Genomic DNA, 19,678 nt, shown 5'->3' with positions numbered 1-19,678 from the left:
TATAAATATTTCATCCCTCCGGGATTTTTCAAAATGGTATTAAAGCTTTGGAAGAGCTTTGTATGTATAGGAAATCCAGTTTACCAAAGATCAAAAAGCTCCGGAGAGCTGAATATTTATAGAAAATTCAATTCTCAAAGATTAAAAAAGCTCAAGCGGAGCAACATATCTATAAAAAAAGAGCCATCTTCAAAATAGACAGCTCTTTTCTAAATTTAAATTCCATAGTATTTTAAACCTATAACCCAAAAGGATTATCAATACTCTGCATTGGTTCAGTAAACCATTTAGGCCCATCTGCAGTCATATAAAAATGATCTTCATGACGAATACCAAATTGTCCAGGCATACAAATCATAGGTTCGTTACTCACTACCATTCCTTCTTTTAAAACGGTTTGATTGCCTCTAACCAAATAAGGATATTCATGAATGTCTAATCCTGTGCCGTGTCCAACGCGATGTGGCAAGCCTGGAATTTCATAATCACCGCTTAATCCCGCTTGCGCTAAGACTTTTCGCGCGGCATCATCAACAGAACCACATGTAGCTCCAATTTGTGCCGCATCAAAGGCTGCTTTTTGAGTTGCTTTTTCAAGGTTCCAGATTTTTATGTGTTCCTCATTTGGAGTTCCGTAAACATAGGTTCTAGTAATGTCAGACAAATAACCTTCCAATCGGCATCCAGTATCAATCAACACAACATCATTGTCCACTAAATTTTGAGGGGCAGTAACACCATGCGGATATTGCGAATCTTCTCCAAATAGAACAATACAGAAATAAGAGCCAGATGCAATACCTGCCTTAATGTGCGCTTTGTGTATAAAATCAACAACAGTGCTTACTTCAATTCCGGGATATAAAATACTCGCTGCTGCTTTTTGAACAGTCATTGTAATATTTTTTGCTTTTTGAATAATAGCAATTTCATTAGCCGATTTATGCATTCTACAACCTGCTGTTATGGGCTGTGCATTTACAAAACTAAAGTTCGAATTTGCTTTTGAAACGCCATCAATAAGAAAAAAAGAAGCTGATTCATCTAGCGAAATAATGCCATCAATGATGTTTTTACTTTTTAGGATATTTCCAAATAACTCATACGGACTTTCATGTTCTTCCCAGAATTTTAGATTTCCTTCAACTTTCATAAAAGTCTTGAAAGTGCCTTCTTCAAATTTCGGAACAATATATTCAATAGTTTCGTCTTCAAAAATGATTGCGCCAACCATACGTTCAGAAGCATTCCATTTTGTTCCTGTAAAATAATACAGATTAGTTCCAGCATTCACATATAATGCTTTACAATTATGCTCTTTCATTAAAACAGCTGCTTTTTTTACACGCTGTTGGTACTCCGATAAAGCGATTGGTACGACATCTAGTGTCATATTTTGTATTTTGCCTAATTCAATATCTATAGTTGATCCGCCAACTCCAATTGTCATTTTTTTATTTTTTAGTTATTATTTAAATGGGTTAAACTCTAGCAAAGTTCAATTTTTCAATAAAATTAAAAGTATTATTTCGATTTTATCCTATGTTGATGCAAACTAGATAAAATATTATATTTTCGAGGTAATATAGTATCGGTTTATACTTAATAGGGCACTTACTTTTAGAAACTCAAAATAACAAGATTAAAATGAATTCAAAAACCTTTTTTACTGCGTTGCTCTTTTTTTGTTTGAATTATTTTGCAGTAGCTGCACAAGAACTTCAAGAAACATCATCAAATCTGCAACAAAGACTGAATGAATTATTCCCAAAAGCCATTATAACTCGAATTGAAAATTTAGAGCACTATACCGAAACCTATCAGCTTATTTTAGATGAGCCTTTAGATCACAAACACCCAGAAGAGGGCACGTTTCAGCATTATATTTATCTTTCTCATCTCGGTTTTGACAGGCCAACTGTAATAGAAACGCATGGTTATAATACTGAAAATGTAAAAAGCGAAGTAAGTAGTTTGTTGCAAGCAAATCAAGTTGCAGTTGAGTATCGTTTTTATGGAAAATCAAGACCAAATCCGATTCAATGGAAATATTTAACTAACGATCAAGCGATTGAAGATTATCATAATATTGTAATGAAATTAAAAAAGATATATTCGGGAAAATGGATTTCAACCGGAATAAGTAAAGGCGGAGAAACAGCTCTGATTTATAAATCTAAATATCCAAATGATGTAGATGTTGCCATGCCTTATGTCGCTCCTTTAATTAATACTTGCGAAGATCCAAGAACAATATATCATACTAGAACAGTTGGAACATTAGAATGCAGAGAAAAGATAACGGCATTTCAGAGAGCTGTTTTAAAAAATAGAGAAGCAGTTTTAGCTGTTTTTCAAGAATATGCTACAGAGAAAAAAATGCAATTTACAGAAGTTCCTTTGAACGAAGCCTTAGAATATGCCGTTTTGGAATTTCCGTTTTCATTTTGGCAGTGGGGAGGAAAATGCGAAGAAATACCATCTTTAAATGCCTCTGCAAAAGATCTATTCGATTATTTGAATAAGATTGTTGGAGTAAGAACTTATAATGATAAAATGTTTTTTGTCTATTTGCCTTCTTATTATCAGCATTTAAGCGAGTTAGGTTATTACGGATTTGATCTTGAGCCTGTTGCTGATTTGCTGACAATAGTAAAAAGTAGTTCTAATGCACGATTTGCACCGAAAGATGTGGTCATTAAATACAATCCAAAATACATAAAAAAAGTACGCAAATATGTGGAAAATAGGGGAGATCATATTTTATATATCTACGGAGGTTATGATACTTGGTTCTCTTGTTCACCAACTCCTAATCCTGGTGTTGATGCTCTTAAAATGGTACTTCCACAAGGAAGCCATTCCACGAGAGTTAAGGATTTTGCCGAAAATGACCAGAAATTGATTATGGATACCTTAACAAAATGGCTTAATTAAAAGCGGGCAAATAAGTTTAATTTATTATTGCTTTTCGGTTTCCTATAATTTTTGTCAAGTGAGTTTTTTCACTTGGCAGCAATTATTTTATTGGACTATTATTAATAAAAAAAAAAATAAAAGTCAGAAAAGAAATAATATTAACACTAGATGTAGCGTTTCAACATTAAATCAGGTATTTTAATCGAAAATTAACATATAATGTTGTTGTTTTCAGATATTTATAATATCTTTAACTTATGATATGGGAATTGTATAAGATTTGTGTATAATTTTGCAACTGAAAATTAACAATTGACCCCAAGTCATAACTATTAACTTAACATTTGCCGGATATGAGAGTATTTTTATTGGCACTGCTATTTTCCTTAAGCTCGTTTACCTCATTAAGTATGTGGGACGAAGATGAAATTTTAAACGAAGTCGAATTTGCAAGGCTCAATGAGCATGTAAATGAGATTAAGTCTTTTACAGCGTCAAATCGCAAGTATAGCAATAAAATCGCTTTCCTTGTTGATATGAAAATCAAATCAGGAAGAAATCGTTTCTTTGTTTACGATCTAGAAAACAATCAAATTTTGGATCAAGGTTTAGTAGCCCATGGAAAAGGTTCTGAAACTGGAATAAAAGGAGATATTTTACAATTTAGCAATTCTCCAGAATCTAACTGCACTTCGCTAGGAAGATACTCAGTAGAAAAACCATATAAAGGTATATTTGGTAAAGCTTTCAGACTTGCTGGATTAGACGAAACCAATAATAATGCTATGAAACGTGCTATTGTATTGCATTCTTACAAAGAAGTACCATGTGATGAAAAAGAATATTATATCATCAATAGCCACGGCTGTCCAATGGTTAGTCAAGAATTCTTAACAAGACTTTCAAAATATATAGAAACTACAAATTCTAAAATCTTATTGTCTGTTTATTACTAAATAAATGAGATTAAAATATAAATTAAAAAGAGAGCCTACGCTCTCTTTTTTTATGCCGTCAATCTAAAAATTAAATCAATTATCACCTTTTCCAAATTAGAAGCATTTTCTCTTAAATCCCCATTATTAGCAATAAATTAGGATAAACTTAACTCGTTTAATAAAGTAGATAGGAAATACAAGTCGTAAATTAGTAAAATAGTAATCAAAAGTTTATTTTATGAAAGCAGTACGTTTTTTTGGACACAAAGATGTCCGTGTTGTTAATGATCTTGAAAAACCGGTTCCTAAAGGTGATGAAGTTTTATTAAAAATTGGCGGTGCTGGTGTTTGTCACTCAGACCTGCATATTATAGACGAGGGAACTGTTGTGGGAACAGTTTTTACTCTAGGACACGAAAATGCTGGATGGATCGAAGAAATTGGCGAAAATGTAGAAGGATATAAAAAAGGTGATGCCGTTTTAGTTTATGGTCCGTGGGGTTGCGGTCATTGCAAACCCTGTCAGCAATCGAAAGAAAATTATTGTGATCATCAATCTGAGCAAGCGTATGGCGGCGGATTAGGATTAGACGGCGGAATGTCCGAATACATGCTGGTGCCATCATCTAGACTTTTAGTGCCAATATTTGACTTAGATCCTGTTATTGCTGCTCCATTGACAGATGCAGCACTTACACCTTATTCTGCTATAAAACGTTCGCTTCCTAAATTAATGGCCGACGAATATGTAGTGGTAATTGGAGTTGGAGGATTAGGCCACGTTGCGTTACAGATATTAAGAGAAATAAGCGGAGCCGAAATTATTGCTTGCGATGTTACCGAAGATAAATTGGCTTTTGCAAAAGAATTAGGTGCAGCTTTTACAATTAATTCTAAAGATGCTGATGCCGCAGAACAGATTCAGAAAATTACAGGAATCAAGAAAGCAAAAGTAGTGCTTGATTTTGTTGGAGCAACTTCTACAATAGATTTAGGAACAAAAATAGTGAGCCTTGATGGAGATCTTACCATTGTCGGACTTGGAGGCGGACATTATCAGTACAGCATGAACGGATTGCCTTTTGGGGTGAGTATGACCAATCCGTATTGGGGATCAAGAACAGAACTGATGGAAGTTGTAGGTTTGGCAAGGCAAAAGAAAATTCATATAGAAATCGAAAAGCATAAACTAGACGATGCCAACGAAGTATACGAAAGAATGAGACAAGGAAAAATAAAAGGTAGAGCCGTTTTAATACCTTAAAAATCAAAATAGAGAAATCCGTCACAATAGAGACGGATTTTTTGTTTGTGATAATAATGTTTGCAGATTAAAAAATATCGATATATTTGCTCATCAAATCAAACAAATGAAAAACACAATTAACATTACTGCAATTATCGCGATTATCATTAGATAGTGGTGCAGGGATGTTATATAAATAAGTAAAAGATACAATTTAGAAAACCTCCCCGCAACGGGAGGTTTTTTTGTTTACAGCAATTATGAAAAATTCAATTCAGAATAGCATTAGTATTTCAATTATCATTATTCGTATTCCATGACGAGTTAGGATTCTATTGTCTATTCATAAAGCCTTTCTCAGTCAAATGTGAAAGGCTTTTTTATTTCTCAGTAACCCATTCAAAAAAGAAGTACAAATAAAAATTTAAAAATGAAAAACGAATTTACTCTAACCATCTACTCTGAAGATCAGATACGATTAATCACTAAATTATCTAGCATGTTTTTAAGAAAGCAAATACAGATTTTGAGTCTTAATATATCTATTTGCGAAATAGAGAATATCTACAGACACACCATTGTAGTAAATGAAAGTTTAGATACAGTTATAAATTTAGCGGCACAGATAGAGAAGATTATAGAAGTTTTTAAATGTTATTATTCTTCAAATGATGAAATTGTTTCTAAACAGATGGTATTGTTTAAAATGGCAACAGAAGTATTTCTTACTAACGCGAATATGGAAAGTTTGCTTCGTGAAAACGATCTCAAAGTTTCTGAAATTGAAAGAGAGTATGTTATACTTCAAACTGTTGGAAGAGATGAAGAAATGAAGCAATTGACTGAAAAATTAAAAGGATTTGGATTAATTGAATTTGTAATGAGTTCTAGAATAGCCCTTTTGAAATCTAGTGAAGGTTTTTGTGTGGAAATTTAAAAAAAGCAACATAAACAAGTTGTTATTCTGCTATATTTCTTATTTTTAATAGTCTAAGTTACTAAAGCTAAAAAATATGATTTTAGGTACTAAACGTTTATTTCATTTTTTACTGGTGATTTCAGTATTAATTATAACTCCTTGTAAACTAGAAGCACAGCTTTTAGGCGGAGCAAAAACTACGACTGAAGAACCTGTAAAAACTCCTGACGATTCTTTAGGAAGAAGAACCCCTCAAGGAACGGTCAACGGATTCATAAAAGCAATCGGCGATCAGAATTATCTGCGTGCGAGCCAGTATCTTGTGTTAAGTAAACGTTCTTATCGTAAAACGGCCGAAAGAATACGAATAGCAAAAACTTTTCAGCAGCTGTTGGATCAGGGAGGTAATTTCTCTCCGTCATCAATTCTAAGCAATAAAGAATTAGGACGTCTAGACGATAATTTGACAACGGGCATAGATTTGGTTGGAAATATTTCTACAGATAAAATAAATATACCGCTTTACTTAGAAAATCAGGCAGATGATAGCGAGCCCGCTTTATGGCTTTTTTCTGCTGAGACCATAGAAGCAATTCTTGCAGCGGATATTAGTGGAGAAAAAACTTTTTTAGATAGGGTTTTACCCAAGTTTCTGAAAGAAAGAAAATTAGGAAATGTTCCAATTGGTCATTGGGGAGTAGTAGTGGTGATGGCAGTGGTTACTTATTTATTGTCGAGACTTCTTATTTTCGTACTCATTTTTCTGATTCAAAAGATATGGAAAAAAGCAGATAGTGAAAAAGGAACTGCGATTATAGATGCCTTTACGCTTCCAGTTCAAATGTATCTTACGGTGATTTTATTCATCGCATCAACACAACGAATGGGAATTTCGATAATAGTTCGCCAGCGATTTAGCATTATCATAATCACAATCGGGATTTTAGCTTTTCTAATCCTGCTTTGGAGAATGACCGACTTCGTGAGTATGTATACGAGAAGCAGAATGAACAGTAGTGGTAGAGCTTCTGCGGTATCTGCGGTATTGTTTTTAAGCCGTACCATGAAAGCTGCAATTGTGGTCATTGGAATTATTGCAATCTTAGGAATTATTGGAGTTGATGTTACAGCTGGACTTGCTGCACTGGGTATCGGAGGGATCGCATTAGCTTTAGGAGCGCAAAAAACAATAGAAAATTTTGTAGGTAGTGTTAGCCTTATTGCCGATCAGCCATTACGTGTTGGTGATTATTGTCGAGTTGATGATATAAAAGGAACTGTAGAAGCAATCGGAATGCGTTCTACTACACTTCGTACCGCAGCTCGCACTATTGTTACAATCCCAAATGGGCAGTTGTCGGCTAGTAAAATAGAAAATTATGCCCATCGTGACCGTTTTATATTTAATCCGATTTTTGGCTTTAGGATGGAAACTACTCCAGACCAGATGCGATATCTGCTTGTTGAATTAAGATCTTTGCTTTACGCACATCCAGCGGTTTTAAATACGCCGCCAATAGTTCGTTTTACTGGAATTACAGCCGATGCTTTAAAAGTTGAAATTACAGCTTATATTGAAGCTATAAATGTGGAGACATCACAAGAAGTTCAAGAAGATCTTTTATTGCGAATGATGGATATTATAGAAAAAAGCGGTACTTCTCTAGCTTATCCGTCACAAACATTATACATGGCGCGTGATACTCCTTTTTCTAAAGAAAAGGCAGATGAAATTTCCGAAACCGTTAAAAAGTGGAAAGAAAATAACGAACTGCAATTGCCTAAGTTTGATCCAAAACGAGTAGAAGAATTAAAGGATAGCATTAAATATCCAGATAAAGGAAGTTTTGATCCAAATCGGGATAATACTATGTTTTAAAATAAAAGGGCTGTCAAAATTGACAGCTTTTTTTTTCTAATATTGATATTGAAAAGACTATTCTTCTGCCTCTTTCCTGTCTTCAAAATATATTTAAATTAAAAAATAAATCGGTTTTTTCCTATAATATATTCTATGCCAAGGCATTGGGAATTTTCATACTTTTTCTTATTAGTATATTTATTTTGCAGGAAAAAACATATATTTGAATCCAACTATTTTACCAGCCTAATGCTTTATATTCCAGAATCTTCGTATGAAGATTATTTAACCTACAAGATTAAAAAAGGAGATACTCTACTTAGTGTCGCTCAAGATTTGGGCGTTGAACCTTATCTTCTCAGAAGTTATCATAACCGATATGTTCCATCTACAAAAGACTTAATCGAAGCAGATTTTCCTCATCATCTAGAATATCTTATTCTGGAACCTCAAAAGGTTGCATTTAGTGATGAAGAAAAAGAACAAAACCGAACAAAAACCAATACTTCAGGTTCCTTTAAACTTTCTCTTGACAATTCGCACATCAACAATTCATACTCCGTTCTTTACTCTATTGAAAAGGGACCAAATGTATATCATATAAAACAAGAATTCAATGTAAGATGGAGAGCTAGAAATGAAGATGGCTATTCTTTTTTTGAAGTAGATCGAATTGGAGATCTTTATATAAATGACACACAAACTTCAACAATGGCCGATGAAATTGCAGAAAAAGCTTCTGCGGCCTTATATCCACTATTGGTGGTCGTTGATCAATCTGGAAAATGGGTTTACATTAATAACTTTAATCAAATTGAAGAACGTTGGATTGAAGCCAAAAAACAGATCAAAAAATATTACAAAGGCGAGCTGGTCGAAAAATATATCTCTATTTATGACCGAAATTTAGAAGACAGCGATTCCTTGTATATTTCACTTTCAAAAGACTGGTTTCTTAATGCCTTTTTCAACGAAATTCATATTGAATATCCTGCCTCTTTGAGCATTCAAAAAGAGCAAGAATTTCCATTCATGGCTAAAAGCGACAATCTTAATTTTAAGGTTGAGCAAAAAGTAGATGAATACTTAGACATAGATAATTTTTTAGTGATTGACATTAATGGACAATTAAATGACCAGCGTACTAAGACTGATCTTGAAAAAGAATTAGGCCTGCCCGTAAAAGAATATTCCGAAGAAAAAGCTACAGGAAATTATAGAGCAAAATATTTTCTAAATCCACAAAAGCATATGCCCGAAGTGATTTTTATAAGCTGTGATCTAGCATTCGAAACACCTCAAAAATTTTCGGTCACCATATCCAACAAAGACGATCAAAAAGAAATGAGCGCAAAACCTGAACCACAATTATTTGTTGAAGAAGTCGAACCTAAAAAGAAGTGGTGGCAATTTTAAAAATCAAACTATGAGCGAAAAACATTTTGTAGTACAAGGCGCCACTTGCAAATGCAAGTTTAGCGAAGATCCTTCTAAAACAGATAAAATTAAAGTCAAATCGCAAAATAAACATTTTGGAAATGATAAAGAAGGTTCAGAAAAGCTTTTGGCTACCTCGAAAGAAATTGGTCAGACTTTAGAAAAAAATACCTTTGGCAAATGCAAAAAACAACCTGTAGGAAACAGTTTTATGGTCTGCCAAGCCACAATCACCAAATGGAGTGGTTTTTATGAAAAAGTGACCCTTAGCAATGAAGGCAAAATATTATTGGAAGACAGCAAAGCAACCTGCCCGATGGGAGCGCCCGATTGTATCGAAATTACAGATCACGGACAAACTGCAGAACCTGGCGAACAGAATTTTAAAAATGCAGATCCTATGGTACACAATCTTATAAACCCAATGGTGGATGTGAGAGAAATGTATACAAAGGAAGCGAAGCATGAAGGAATAAGCGATGCATAATTGATTAAAAATATTTTTATAATGGCAAAGGGTATAAAAAGAATAAAGTGGACAGGGCAGGGAATTGTAAAAAAAGATTCATCAATTCCGAATAAAAAAGTAGTTATTGCGCCAGATCAGCATGTGTTTTTTGAAGTTGATCAATGGTACGATGGAACTCCTGAAACAGATAAAAAAAAAGAGTATAACTTGGATTTTTCAGGATCGTAAAGTAAAAACTATTGTTTTGCAAAAAACTTTACCTTCCAATAATCGATATGGCATAAAGCTTCCAAAAGCTTTATGCGGTCCGTTTGAATATTATCTTGAAGCTAGTCTTTCTGGTAAAAGAGATGTGATTAACCAAACTGGTTTATTGATTAGCGGCTCTTGCCCAGCAAAAATAGTAAGCAGCAAATGGTGCACTACAAACGATGGAAAAGATGTTCGAAAAGAACACGTATTTAGCTATGGCGAAACGGTTTATTTAAATCTAAAAACTGAAGGGCTCAATGGTAATTTAAATTTAAGTGTTGACGTTTTTAGAAATTCTGGCGATGGCAAAACAGCTTTATTCAGATATACAAGTGTCGATGTAATTGATGGCGAAATAAATCTCGAAATTAAAAATACTTTTTCTTGGTTTCCGCTTATAAAAGGTATAAAAGAAACAGAGGAATTTTATGTAAAAATATTTGATCCAGCTATCAAGCATTATATTCCAAATGGTCAAAACGAGACCAAACATGCCAGTTTTTTAAAAATCAATAAAAAAATTGTTTCGCAAACTGCAAAACCACCAACAAACTTATCTCCTTTAAAAACTGGAGAACCAGATAAAAATGCCACACGATTTGAACCTTGCAAGTTTGAAACCATTACTATTATTGAAGACAAAAAAGAAGATGGAAAAACGACAAAAGTCAAAGCCTTAGTCTTCGACAATGGTAAAAACCTAATAAATAAAGTTCCTAAAAGAGAACCCATCAAAAAGTCAATTCTCTTTGAATTCGATAAATATGACATTACAGCAGAAGCAAAAACAGTACTTAACAACACACTACAATTTTTACTGGAACACCAATTTTCAAGCATAAAAATCGATGGGCACGCCTGTGTAATAGGAAAAGAAAATTATAACCAAAAATTATCACAGCAACGAAGCGATGCTGTTAAAAAATTATTTGTCGATGGCGGTTTAGATGCTAAACGCATCACCTCTATTGGTCACGGCGAAGTAAACCCAACAGACGATAAACAAGGCCGTGACAATTTAAAATATAGAGACGAAAAAGAATACAAAGAAAACCGACGTGTAGATATTTCGTTTGATTATTATGGACATGATGCCCAAACGATAGTTTATGAAACTATTGCGCCAAGCCAAGACAAAAACATTACCATTGATATTACCGAATATCAAAACAAAGCCTGTTTTAGAGAAAAAGGAAAACACACAAAGAACATTAAAGTTAGCTCTCCTGAATACAACAAAGCAATCGATCAGGTTACCAATAAATTAGACTTTCCTATAAAGTCCAATTTAAGCCAATTCAATCTTTTTCCTTTAAAATATATTTGGCCGAAAGTTTTTGCCAATGAATATAATATTGATGTACACTCTTGCCGTTATTTTTCTAATGATACAAATTCTACGGTTAAGATTATGGCCTATCCTGATATTAAATGGGAATTAGCTTTAGAGTTTTTAGTAAATGTTTCAAATTATAAAGCCGCAAATATGCCCGCTGGTAATATTTTTGCAAAACATCAAGAAAAAGCAAGAGAGGCAGGCTATAAAAGATGGCTAATGAATAAGCAGGGCGAGATTCCAATTGAAATTGGAGTTGGCTTATCTGCCGAATGGGATGATAGTCGTCATAAAAGAAGCTACACTCAATTATTTGAAAAAAAAGTAGAAGATATTGCAAAAGTTATTGCGAAATCAACAGATCTGTTGCAAAACGCCGTCAATTTTGCACAAAGCGCAGCTAAAGGAACTGGAATACCCGTAGCCTTCGATGTAAGATACCCAAAATTTGCTATCGTAGCCAAATGGTATCTCGAAAGACCTGAAAACTCAACAATTGTTGATGTAAAAGGGGAAGTTGGTTTTGGTTTCAGTCCTTTAATCGGTGCAGAAGTTATCATTGATATTATAGGTTCGGCAATTGCACTTGCGTCAAATGTTGGAACAGGAAATCCTGCAGCCGCAAAAATAATAGAACGTTTTAGAGATCGAATAGAAGAACTTGGAGGCAAAGTCACTCTTACAGCAACTTTTTATGGAGAATTATCTGTAATGGTTGAAGATTTAAAAATTAGTGCCCTTTATGGAATTGGAAGTCCTGGAAAGTTAGTTATTGGAGGCAAATTTGGTGTAACAATTAAATTTGAAATGAAACTTGAAATTGGAAAAATAAAAGGGAAAAAATCAAAACCAATTGCCAAATTCAAAGCAGAAGCTAAATTAGATGGATACTTTGGAGGAGACGTTGTTATAGATAGTGATGAAAAGGGAGTTTTCATAGAACCGGTAGTAAAATTTTCAGGTATCATGTTCATTGCTGAAATTGAAGGAGAAGTAGCATGGTGGAAAAGTAGTTTCAAAGTTGAAGAAAAAATAATTTCTGACGAAACCAAAAAATTAGATAAAAAATATATAAACTAAGAGATAATGAATAAATTAGAAAGACCCTTATATACCATTGACCCTCATATATATTGTTCAGGTACAATTTTGGTAAACGACATTCCAGTTATAGACTGGTATGGAAATCAAACAGAAGATGGAGGTTATCTTGGTGCATTAGATATAAATCATGTTCTATTACAAAGTGGCCAATGCAGAGTCGTTGGCAAAATGTTTCCAAGAAAAGGGCAAAAAACATTGACAGAAGAAGAGGCAATGCTTATAGATTTTTATTGCGCTGATGCAGATCCAAAAATATGGAAATCCTCTATATACAAATTCCATCCTAAAATAGAATCTCCATGGAGTGGCTTAAGTGAAAACATTAATTATCCTTACTTTGAAATAGCTACAGAAATAGAAGTTGAATTACCTTTTGTTTTAGATGGATGGCAAAATTCTGTCGATTTATCTAAATTGGACAAAAATGTTTTAAAAGAAAAAGTTCTGGAATACTACAGACAAATTCATGCTGTGCTTAAAGAGCATAATGCTGGTAAGTTTTTAGAATTATCAAGAGAAAAACAGAAATTACAGGAACAAGCTTTTTACTTTAATGAAGAAAGAAGACAAAGTTTTAAAGAAGGGCTTACAGCATTATTTAATCAAAACCTTGAATTGGAGCCTTTGAATGAAAACGAACTAAAATTAGAGTTTTTAGGATATGGAAAACTAGTGAGATTAATGAAACTAGACGGCTCTCAACCTCTTCAATTTAAAAGTCCAAATCCTAAAGAACAGAGCAACATAGAATTAGAAATTAAATTACACGTCCGAAATGCTGAAAAAGGATTAAGCATTATTTAAAATCACATTATGAAAAAAACAATTCTTTTTTTAGCACTTATTATATTATATAGCTGTAATAACACACTGGATTTATCAACAGTTGAATTAGGAAACAAAGCTGATCAATATGATTTAGAAAGCAATAAAAATCTTGAACACAATACTCTTAAAGGCCATTATGAATGGAAAACTACAGATGGAAAAAATACACTTGTAACAATAGATAATGGAGAAATAATAACCAACTACCATGAAATTAATAAAATAAAAAATCAATTCAACTATTCAGGAATTCCTATTGATTCAACATGGGATGTGAAGATTGTCATCTACAAAGGAGAAATTGCCGAAGTCAATGCTCGTTTTGCAAAAGAAAATGCGTTTTTGTTTTTAGGAAAAATATTAAAAAAACTTGGAAATCCTTCAAAAATCAATTTTGATACTGCGACCATAAATAATAAATCTGATCGAGAGATTTATTTAAAATTACAAAAGTTTTTTCCAAAAGAAACAAAACTTTATAAACCAGAAGGAATTGTAGAGGAGGATTTCACTTATCCCAGAGATATTATATGGGATAAAGATAAAGTCTTATACATTGTAAATATTATTATGGATAGCGAAAATTTTAGTGTTAACTACAGACCAATGACTAAGAAAGCATGTAAAGATCGAGTACTCTATCCTCCGCCTTTACCAGAACAAAAAGATAACATTCCTTTTTATGAATATTTAAAGTAAAAAAATGTCAATAGGAAGTACGATAAATAATCCTTTCTACGAATTATATCCTAACCTAAATTGTTCAGGAATAGTTTTAATTAATGACGTTCCTGTATTTAGCTTTCTTGGTAAAGACACTAAAGACGGAATATTAGATGGCTCTGTTCCTATAAATCATGTGGTTTTGCAAAGCGGAAAATACAACGTTGTTGGAAAAATATTCCCTAGGTTTGGGCAAAAAACTTTAACAGAAAATGATGGAATGGAAATCAGTTTTAATGTATCCGATATTGATAACTGGAAAGAAACAAAACAAAGCTTTTTCCCTCAATTAAGTACACCTGAAGCTTCATTTGATAGAAACAACAAAGTTACGAGTCCATTAAAAGGTCTCCCTTATTTTGAAATTAAAACAGAAATTGAGATTGAATTACCTTTTGTCTTAGATGGATGGCAAAATTCTATCGACTTAACAAAACTAGATGAAACTGTTTTGAAACAAAAAGTTATAGAATATTATACTCAACTTCATGCTATTTTAAAAGAACATAACGCATCTAAATTTCTAGAGCTATCAAGAGAAAAAGAAGAGTTACAAACTAAAGCATTTTATTTCAATTCGATTAGAAAACAAGAAATACGAGATAGTATTATAAATTTATTTAATAAAAACTTAGAAGTACTTCCTTTGAATCCGGACGAATTGAAATTAGAAATTTTTGGTTATGGTAAATTAGTTTCATTGCTTCGAATTGATGGGGGGGTCAGCACTTCAGTTTAAACGAAATATTGCAGAAGGAGAAAGAAATATCGAGTTAGAGGTTAAGCTTCATGTTAGAACTTTAGAAAAAGGATTTAGTATAATCTAATATAGTTTTATGAATAGACGAAAATTTATAATAAATACAGGATTAGGAGGATTAGGTTTATACTTTATCCCTTCATTAGTAAGTTGCTCTAATAAAAAAGTAAACCTGAATACTATTTTGGGACAATCAAATTCCTTGTTAGATACATTTGAATTTTTAAATAAAGAAGGAAATAAGAATTTTGGCTATTACCACTTTGCAAAAGATGATTTGATAATAGAAAACTATGAAGGGAAAGAAGCATTTATTTTTTATAAAAACGGAAAAGTTATTGGGTACACTTTACAAATTGAAGGGAACGATTTTTATGAGGAGAATATAGGCTTAATTTCAAAATCATTAGGAAAATTTAAAATCAATTTTAAAAATGATTTTGGGCAAGAAGTACAGTGGAATAGCTCTGGAAAAATAATAAAATTAAATGTCAATAATTTTAAAGATATTCCTAAGCTATCTTTTTACAGTGAGTTTATAGATAATAATTCAGAATTAATTATTTAATGAAAAATGTTATCAAATTACACGTTCTATTCATTTTACTACATAGTTGCACTTCGAAAGAAATGAAACCTGATGATATAAAAAACATTCAGGAAATATTTAAAATTAAAGGCAATGTAAAAGAAATTCAAGAAAAAATAGTTACTGAAAATTTTTATTATTTTTCAACAACAACTTTTGACAGAAATGGAAATCCTATCGAAACAATACAATATGACAAAAACGGAAAGATAAAAAGTAGCGATCCATGGATTAAATTAACAGATGAAGAATTGAAACAGATAAAAGTTAAAAAAGAGTATGATAATCAGCAAAGACTAGTAAAACAAATAGAGTATAGTAATTCTGGAACAATTGAAACAGAATTTAGATATAATTCAGCTGGTAAAAAATCAGAAGAAATTAGAAAATTTGGCGATAGGAAAATTCAATCATTATTTGATTCAAATGGTTTTTTAAAAGAATTTATAATATCAATTTTAGAAGACAATAAATTTTATGAACAAGGTAGAGAAAAGTATATATACAATAAAGGATATTTAATTGAAAAACATAGTTATAACAATCAAAATGAAAATAAAATTTCCAGTAAAGAATTATATCAATATGATAATGTTGGAAGTCTAATTAAAACAACAACTTATTATCATGACAGCAATTTACCAGAAATAAAAAACCGCAAAATTATATACTATTAGATGTTCTAATTATTTAAACGATAATTCAGAGCAAAAATTAAAATCTTATGCAAAAAACAAGTATGCTTTTAATGATATTGTTTTTCATATCCTGTCACAAAGATCAGCCAAAAAAAGATTTGGCAAAAATTACTTTTACTGAAAAGTACGATACTTTTTTTGGAGATATTCCTAATGAATATATAGAAAATAGTTCTATGATAGATTATAATTTTTTTGATGTCTATGGCTCACAATCGGAAGATGTGCTTAATTTTAACGGAGTCGATTTGAGTGGATATAGAAATAAAAAGGGAGAATTTGGAACTAATACTATAAGTTTTGAATTTTCGAAAAAAGATAATACATTAAATTATTATCATATAATATTGTTCTATAATAAAAATATAAAACAATTAATCAACACTTTAAAAAACAGCATAGGCAAACCTGTTTATGTGGATAAACTTTTATCTGAACCAAAAGAAATTGAGCCAGATGCTTTATTATGGGAAGATAAGGAGAATTACTACTTATTACGAGGAGTAACACAAAACACGTCATATTTTGATGCATTTAAAAAAAACAATCTAATAATTCGAAGACATAAATTCTCAGCAGGACCTTTTCAATATTATGGTGATTATCTAGATTATCTCGACAAACAAAATAAAACAAGTAAACAAATTTCGTATTATCAATATGCAAAAATCATGGAAAGTGAAGGGGATGATTATAAGATAAAAAGTTATGTAAAACCTTGATAATGTTAAAAAAAATAATCACATCAACAATTATTTGCATTTTAATGCAAAGTTGCAACTCACAGAAAAAAGATTTAGCTCAAATTAAATTACCAACAAGTAAAAGTACTTTAATCAATAATGAAATAGATCAAAAAAAACAGCCATTTATCTATGACCCTAATCTTACTGCTTATGAGTATAAAGATTCTGAAATGTTAACTTACGATAATAATGATTTATCAAACTCAATAGACGAAGATGTTTCAGCAACTTACAGCGGAAAAAACTACCTCAATCTATTAGTCAATGAAAAGACAAAAAAAATAGAAGGATATCAATTTCATACCTATACAAAACAAGAAAGTGAAAAATTATTTAATTCTCTTAATAAAAAATTGGGGTTACCTAATTATGATGATAAAGATAAAATTGATCGTCATGTTGTTTGGGAGGACGAAAATGAAATTTATGTTTTTAATATTGGTTATAATGCTATAATACAAAATATAAAAACTGATGAAGTTAATTTAATTGTGCTAAATAATCAACTGGACAATTTAATAATGTATATAAACAGTACAACTTATTATGAAGCTTATCTTAAAGAAAGAAAAAAGAAAAATTTAAATGTAAAAAATTACAGTTATTCGGTTTTTGCAAAAGAACAAAGCAATAAGGGAAATAAATATTATTTAAAAGGAATTTAAGAATTATAATAATGAGGAAAACAACACTTTCAAATGATCGTCGTATTAACTATATTTATCATAATCATAAAAAAAGCCCTGAATAATCAGGGCTTTGTTCTTTTTGCATATTCGGTAAACTATCTTCCTTTCAATAATTTTTCCAAATATTCCACTTTATCTTTTTCAGCTTGTACTAACCTTTCATATAACTCAACAACTTTATCAAGAGGATTAAATGTCGGCTGATACTGAATATTTGAATTCATAGATGCATTATCATTATTATTGATTGTATTTCCAATAATATTGAATATCGCTTCTTCTGAAAAATTCTTGATTGCTTCCACACTTACGCCTAAGGCTTTTGCAACTTGGATTAATTTTTCTTCATCAACATTTTCACTATTCTCCATAGCTGAGATTGCCTGTTGATTTGTTCCCAAAGCTTGTGCAAGGGCTTCTTGTTTCATGTCTTTTAGTTCACGAATACGGCTTATTTTTCGCCCGATATGATTTGATTTTAGTAATGTACTCATAGCTCAAAGATAATAATTAAGAATAAAAAAATAGAAAATGTATCCTACATTTTGGTGCTGTAAAATACCAAATCACCTTTTTGTCTGACTTAACAAAAATACAATTTTTCAGACAGAAAAAAAGCCCTGATTATTCAGGTCTTTATTCATTTTGCATATTCAGTAAATTATTTTCCTTTTAAAAATTTTTCTAAATATTTTATTTTGTTACGCGAGGGAGGGGAAGCAGAAGAAATCTCCGAAACCGTTAAAAAGTGGAAAGAAAATAACGAACTGCAATTGCCTAAGTTTGATCCAAAACGAGTAGAAGAATTAAAGGATAGCATTAAATATCCAGATAAAGGAAGTTTTGATCCAAATCGGGATAATACTATGTTTTAAACTGAAAAGGCTGTATGTTTTTCAAGTATAGTTTTTAATTATTTAAAACTTCTAAGTATTTAATTATGAAATAAAAAAAGAATCTAATTTAATGGATTTGTTTAAATTAGATTCTTTGAGTTTTACAATAATTATGATTCTTTATGAACTTTCAGTATAAGATTCATTCCATAGCGAATTTGGTTTCAAGTAAACTTTATTTTCCTGAAAATCCAAAATGGTATTAAATCTTTTTAAAACTTCGCTACCAAGAATATGGGTTTTAAATCGTGCCGGATTGTTTGCTGTTAGTAATTGTACGGGAACATCATTTAGACATAAATTGCCTAAGTAAAGTTTTTCGTTTTTCACGGTCACAACTGGAACTTCTTCGCCTTGACCATTTTTTAAAATTACTTTTTTAAGAACAGGTAAACTTTCTGTTGGATATTGCTGTTCTTGTACCATTTCTTGATCAAGCATTACGGTACGCTGATAGCCATTATCAAAAAGAAAACGGCCTTTATAAACTGTATTTTTTATTTGAAGTTGTCCTTGAATGCAAAACAAAGTATGTGTAAATTCCATATCCAATTTTGTGTACTCTTTGTTTCGTTTGGACAGCTTAGAATGAATTATAAAAAGCTTTTTATCATAATCGATTTCTACAATTTTGCCATCAAATAGATTCCAGCCAAAGCGCCCCACAGTTCCTTGTCCAGAAAGCTCTACAGGATAAATCTGCTGATCTTTCCAGATTTGATTTCCAAGTTGGAAACGATGCCCTTTTAAACTGCTTAATTTTAGCTGACTGATCATATCATTGGTTAAAAGAAAATCACTAGTTCCCGAATCAAATTTTAAATCGAGTGTTTCTTTGTCGTTTAATTTAACTTTGAAAATGATGTTGTTAAATTCTGAAAGCACAAAAGGAATTGTATCATGTATTTCAGGTTTGAGTTTTGAAAAGTTTTGTAAAGGCGGACATTCAATACGTGTATAACAGCTGTCGGTATTATTTAAAATAACAGCAAAATCAAACTTTTTTCCAGGTTTTAGTTTTATGACGATAGAATCTTCATTGGTATAAAAAGTAACCGTTTTCTCTTTCGGAGTTTTATTGGTTACGTATAAATCTGGTTTTGCTTTTGAATCTAAATACCATTTCGTTTTTTCTTCATTATCTTCTTTTATATAACAGATTTTAGAAGAAGCTTTAATTACAGGATTTTTTACTTGGTCCTGAGAAACCGTTACGGCAGCCATCATTGAAATAAGATAAATCTTCATTGGTTATAATTTCTATTTTT

General features: G+C 31.6%; 20 protein-coding genes. 17 read left to right on the top strand and 3 right to left on the bottom strand.

Annotation, left to right across the window (positions count from 1 at the left end; genetic code table 11):
- Window positions 1–238: 238 nt before the first annotated feature.
- On the bottom strand, window positions 239–1,450 hold the full coding sequence (locus tag BSF41_RS13910) for a Xaa-Pro peptidase family protein (protein WP_095930103.1): 1,212 nt from the start codon (window positions 1,448–1,450) through the stop codon (window positions 239–241).
- A 197-nt stretch (window positions 1,451–1,647) separates the two neighbouring features.
- On the opposite strand from BSF41_RS13910, the gene BSF41_RS13905 reads away from it, so the two are divergent.
- The 16 genes from BSF41_RS13905 to BSF41_RS13835 all read left to right on the top strand — a co-directional run bounded on the left by BSF41_RS13905 (window position 1,648) and on the right by BSF41_RS13835 (window position 17,490).
- Window positions 1,648–2,937: a S28 family serine protease gene (locus BSF41_RS13905; protein ID WP_095930102.1), complete on the top strand. Its 1,290-nt coding sequence runs from the start codon at window positions 1,648–1,650 to the stop codon at window positions 2,935–2,937.
- A gap of 335 nt (window positions 2,938–3,272) precedes the next feature.
- Entirely contained in the window at window positions 3,273–3,875 is a 603-nt protein-coding gene (locus BSF41_RS13900; RefSeq protein WP_172426910.1) for a murein L,D-transpeptidase catalytic domain-containing protein, read from the top strand.
- 220 nt (window positions 3,876–4,095) lie between these two features.
- Window positions 4,096–5,121: an NAD(P)-dependent alcohol dehydrogenase gene (locus BSF41_RS13895; protein ID WP_095930100.1), complete on the top strand. Its 1,026-nt coding sequence runs from the start codon at window positions 4,096–4,098 to the stop codon at window positions 5,119–5,121.
- Between the two features lie 412 nt (window positions 5,122–5,533).
- The gene (locus BSF41_RS13890) at window positions 5,534–6,040 is read left to right on the top strand and encodes a hypothetical protein (protein WP_095930099.1); all 507 of its coding nucleotides are present in this window, start codon (window positions 5,534–5,536) and stop codon (window positions 6,038–6,040) included.
- A 76-nt stretch (window positions 6,041–6,116) separates the two neighbouring features.
- Window positions 6,117–7,901 carry a mechanosensitive ion channel family protein gene (locus BSF41_RS13885; RefSeq protein WP_095930098.1) on the top strand — a complete coding sequence of 595 codons (1,785 nt, stop codon included), beginning with the start codon at window positions 6,117–6,119 and terminating at the stop codon, window positions 7,899–7,901.
- A 231-nt stretch (window positions 7,902–8,132) separates the two neighbouring features.
- Entirely contained in the window at window positions 8,133–9,299 is a 1,167-nt protein-coding gene (locus tag BSF41_RS13880) for a hypothetical protein (RefSeq protein WP_095930097.1), read from the top strand.
- 10 nt (window positions 9,300–9,309) lie between these two features.
- On the top strand, window positions 9,310–9,807 hold the full coding sequence (locus BSF41_RS13875; RefSeq protein ID WP_095930096.1) for a DUF4280 domain-containing protein: 498 nt from the start codon (window positions 9,310–9,312) through the stop codon (window positions 9,805–9,807).
- A gap of 21 nt (window positions 9,808–9,828) precedes the next feature.
- Window positions 9,829–10,017, top strand: a complete 189-nt coding sequence (locus tag BSF41_RS23765) for a hypothetical protein (RefSeq protein ID WP_172426909.1) — start codon at window positions 9,829–9,831, stop codon at window positions 10,015–10,017.
- Window positions 10,018–10,033: 16 nt separating this feature from the next.
- Window positions 10,034–12,457, top strand: a complete 2,424-nt coding sequence (locus BSF41_RS13870) for an OmpA family protein (protein WP_172426908.1) — start codon at window positions 10,034–10,036, stop codon at window positions 12,455–12,457.
- Between the two features lie 6 nt (window positions 12,458–12,463).
- Window positions 12,464–13,285: a hypothetical protein gene (locus BSF41_RS13865; protein WP_095930094.1), complete on the top strand. Its 822-nt coding sequence runs from the start codon at window positions 12,464–12,466 to the stop codon at window positions 13,283–13,285.
- A gap of 9 nt (window positions 13,286–13,294) precedes the next feature.
- Window positions 13,295–14,008: a hypothetical protein gene (locus BSF41_RS13860; RefSeq protein ID WP_095930093.1), complete on the top strand. Its 714-nt coding sequence runs from the start codon at window positions 13,295–13,297 to the stop codon at window positions 14,006–14,008.
- 4 nt (window positions 14,009–14,012) lie between these two features.
- On the top strand, window positions 14,013–14,771 hold the full coding sequence (locus BSF41_RS13855; protein WP_095930092.1) for a hypothetical protein: 759 nt from the start codon (window positions 14,013–14,015) through the stop codon (window positions 14,769–14,771).
- A gap of 97 nt (window positions 14,772–14,868) precedes the next feature.
- Entirely contained in the window at window positions 14,869–15,360 is a 492-nt protein-coding gene (locus BSF41_RS13850; RefSeq protein WP_095930091.1) for a hypothetical protein, read from the top strand.
- A 62-nt stretch (window positions 15,361–15,422) separates the two neighbouring features.
- Entirely contained in the window at window positions 15,423–16,058 is a 636-nt protein-coding gene (locus BSF41_RS13845; protein WP_141248149.1) for a hypothetical protein, read from the top strand.
- 47 nt (window positions 16,059–16,105) lie between these two features.
- Window positions 16,106–16,801 carry a hypothetical protein gene (locus BSF41_RS13840; RefSeq protein WP_095930089.1) on the top strand — a complete coding sequence of 232 codons (696 nt, stop codon included), beginning with the start codon at window positions 16,106–16,108 and terminating at the stop codon, window positions 16,799–16,801.
- A gap of 2 nt (window positions 16,802–16,803) precedes the next feature.
- On the top strand, window positions 16,804–17,490 hold the full coding sequence (locus BSF41_RS13835; protein ID WP_141248148.1) for a hypothetical protein: 687 nt from the start codon (window positions 16,804–16,806) through the stop codon (window positions 17,488–17,490).
- A 119-nt stretch (window positions 17,491–17,609) separates the two neighbouring features.
- On the opposite strand, the gene BSF41_RS13830 is transcribed toward BSF41_RS13835, so the two are convergent.
- Window positions 17,610–18,008 carry a helix-turn-helix domain-containing protein gene (locus tag BSF41_RS13830; protein ID WP_095930087.1) on the bottom strand — a complete coding sequence of 133 codons (399 nt, stop codon included), beginning with the start codon at window positions 18,006–18,008 and terminating at the stop codon, window positions 17,610–17,612.
- Window positions 18,009–18,212: 204 nt separating this feature from the next.
- Between BSF41_RS13830 and BSF41_RS23760 the strand changes: the two genes are divergently transcribed.
- Entirely contained in the window at window positions 18,213–18,389 is a 177-nt protein-coding gene (locus BSF41_RS23760; RefSeq protein ID WP_172426907.1) for a hypothetical protein, read from the top strand.
- Between the two features lie 141 nt (window positions 18,390–18,530).
- Here BSF41_RS23760 and BSF41_RS13825 read toward each other — a convergent pair whose 3' ends face one another.
- Window positions 18,531–19,658, bottom strand: a complete 1,128-nt coding sequence (locus tag BSF41_RS13825) for an aspartyl protease family protein (protein WP_141248147.1) — start codon at window positions 19,656–19,658, stop codon at window positions 18,531–18,533.
- Between the last annotated feature and the right edge of the window lie 20 nt (window positions 19,659–19,678).

The organism is Flavobacterium sp. ACN2 (assembly GCF_002303885.1).
Classification (GTDB): domain Bacteria; phylum Bacteroidota; class Bacteroidia; order Flavobacteriales; family Flavobacteriaceae; genus Flavobacterium.
Note: the sequence above shows the minus strand (reverse complement) of the source record. Positions and strands in the feature narration are given on the sequence as shown.

Excerpts from the sequence above, each read along its gene's own strand:
- BSF41_RS23765 (WP_172426909.1), top strand. The coding sequence starts at position 9,829 with ATGGCAAAGGGTATAAAAAGAATAAAGTGGACAGGGCAGGGAATTGTA.
- BSF41_RS13875 (WP_095930096.1), top strand. The coding sequence starts at position 9,310 with ATGAGCGAAAAACATTTTGTAGTACAAGGCGCCACTTGCAAATGCAAG.
- BSF41_RS13890 (WP_095930099.1), top strand. The coding sequence starts at position 5,534 with ATGAAAAACGAATTTACTCTAACCATCTACTCTGAAGATCAGATACGA.
- BSF41_RS13865 (WP_095930094.1), top strand. The coding sequence starts at position 12,464 with ATGAATAAATTAGAAAGACCCTTATATACCATTGACCCTCATATATAT.
- BSF41_RS13855 (WP_095930092.1), top strand. The coding sequence starts at position 14,013 with ATGTCAATAGGAAGTACGATAAATAATCCTTTCTACGAATTATATCCT.
- BSF41_RS13845 (WP_141248149.1), top strand. The coding sequence starts at position 15,423 with ATGAAACCTGATGATATAAAAAACATTCAGGAAATATTTAAAATTAAA.
- BSF41_RS13895 (WP_095930100.1), top strand. The coding sequence starts at position 4,096 with ATGAAAGCAGTACGTTTTTTTGGACACAAAGATGTCCGTGTTGTTAAT.
- BSF41_RS13910 (WP_095930103.1), bottom strand. The coding sequence starts at position 1,450 with ATGACAATTGGAGTTGGCGGATCAACTATAGATATTGAATTAGGCAAA.
- BSF41_RS13825 (WP_141248147.1), bottom strand. The coding sequence starts at position 19,658 with ATGAAGATTTATCTTATTTCAATGATGGCTGCCGTAACGGTTTCTCAG.
- BSF41_RS13840 (WP_095930089.1), top strand. The coding sequence starts at position 16,106 with ATGCAAAAAACAAGTATGCTTTTAATGATATTGTTTTTCATATCCTGT.
- BSF41_RS13835 (WP_141248148.1), top strand. The coding sequence starts at position 16,804 with ATGTTAAAAAAAATAATCACATCAACAATTATTTGCATTTTAATGCAA.
- BSF41_RS13900 (WP_172426910.1), top strand. The coding sequence starts at position 3,273 with ATGAGAGTATTTTTATTGGCACTGCTATTTTCCTTAAGCTCGTTTACC.
- BSF41_RS13860 (WP_095930093.1), top strand. The coding sequence starts at position 13,295 with ATGAAAAAAACAATTCTTTTTTTAGCACTTATTATATTATATAGCTGT.
- BSF41_RS13850 (WP_095930091.1), top strand. The coding sequence starts at position 14,869 with ATGAATAGACGAAAATTTATAATAAATACAGGATTAGGAGGATTAGGT.
- BSF41_RS13880 (WP_095930097.1), top strand. The coding sequence starts at position 8,133 with ATGCTTTATATTCCAGAATCTTCGTATGAAGATTATTTAACCTACAAG.
- BSF41_RS13905 (WP_095930102.1), top strand. The coding sequence starts at position 1,648 with ATGAATTCAAAAACCTTTTTTACTGCGTTGCTCTTTTTTTGTTTGAAT.
- BSF41_RS13830 (WP_095930087.1), bottom strand. The coding sequence starts at position 18,008 with ATGAGTACATTACTAAAATCAAATCATATCGGGCGAAAAATAAGCCGT.
- BSF41_RS13885 (WP_095930098.1), top strand. The coding sequence starts at position 6,117 with ATGATTTTAGGTACTAAACGTTTATTTCATTTTTTACTGGTGATTTCA.